The sequence below is a fragment of the Empedobacter sp. UBA5987 genome (assembly GCF_002429865.1).
GTDB lineage: Bacteria > Bacteroidota > Bacteroidia > Flavobacteriales > Weeksellaceae > Empedobacter > Empedobacter falsenii_B.
The window spans coordinates 11,401-11,740 of sequence record NZ_DJBB01000029.1 but is presented as its reverse complement, the minus strand read 5'-3'; the positions used below and the strand labels follow the sequence as shown (position 1 = coordinate 11,740).

The 340-nt window shown below is 30.0% G+C and carries 1 pseudogene; it reads right to left on the bottom strand.

The features are described 5' to 3' along the window. Window positions 1-24 precede the first annotated feature (24 nt). Window positions 25-339: pseudogene (locus tag B3J26_RS04750) on the bottom strand (IS481 family transposase); the annotation flags it as partial. Between the last annotated feature and the right edge of the window lies 1 nt (window position 340).

Below are 340 nucleotides of genomic sequence, written 5' to 3'. Positions count from 1 at the left end.
TTGAACATGCCAATGAAACTTTCATTGAAATTCGTATCCATTATCTGTTTGAATTGTATTAATTATAAAAGGGAATTTTTCTACCACATAATTTATGAAATCAATTTAGTTCAATTGATTATGTTTTTCATAGATTTTAAGCGCTCTAATTCGTGTAGCATCATCAATTGCTGTATATTGAAATCGCTTGATTTTAGTTCCATTTACGTCATGGAATATTAGAAATTTAACATCAACTTGTACCTGATGACCAGGTGTTTCTTTTTCATACCTGATACTATGCATGGCTCTTCTAGTCACCTTTCTGTCTAATCTAGCAACATTATTACGCTTTAGAATA